The organism is Vibrio sp. 1069 (genome assembly GCF_033340555.1).
Genome location: NZ_JAWOWP010000580.1, coordinates 1 through 607, shown reverse-complemented (window position 1 = coordinate 607; position 607 = coordinate 1). Strand labels below are relative to the sequence as shown.

Genomic DNA, 607 nt, shown 5'->3' with positions numbered 1-607 from the left:
TTAGAAACTTCTTAATAAAAAATAAAATTTATGTGAGGATTTAAAAATGAAAGAATTGATTTCATCTGAACACGCGCCTGCTGCTATCGGACCTTATTCACATGGCACTAGCTATGGCGATTTGATTTTTACATCTGGTCAATTACCCGTTGATAAGGCAACAGGAAAAGTAGTTGAAGGCGGCATCAGTGCACAAAGTCATCAATCTCTTGCTAACTTGAAGCACGTTTTAGAGGCTGGTGGTGGCAGTGTCGATACTGTTTTAAAAACAACGTGTTACCTATCGAATATTAATGACTTTGCCGAGTTTAACAAGGTCTACGCAGAGTTTTTCCAACAAGATTGTCCGGCACGCAGTTGCTTCGCAGTGAAAGATTTGCCTCTTGGCGTGTTAATTGAAGTCGAAGCGATTGCTCATAAAAAGTAATACGGAGAACAGAGCATGAACCAGCAATGGACACAATATATCCAAATCATTAAGCAAGTTGTGAAACCTGCATTAGGATGTACAGAACCCATTGCTGCTGCGTACGCGGCAGCAGTTGCTAGAAAAGAGTTAGGCACATCCGATATTGATGCGATAGAGGTGCGTGTTTCAGACAACCTA

Annotated in this window: 1 protein-coding gene and 1 pseudogene; both read left to right on the top strand. The window is 41.0% G+C overall.

What is annotated here, in order from left to right:
* The first annotated feature begins 46 nt into the window (after window positions 1-46).
* Window positions 47-427, top strand: coding sequence for a RidA family protein (locus R7040_RS27860; RefSeq protein ID WP_140389092.1), 381 nt, complete (start codon window positions 47-49; stop codon window positions 425-427).
* 15 nt (window positions 428-442) lie between these two features.
* Window positions 443-607 (top strand): annotated as a pseudogene (locus tag R7040_RS27855) (serine dehydratase subunit alpha family protein); the annotation flags it as partial.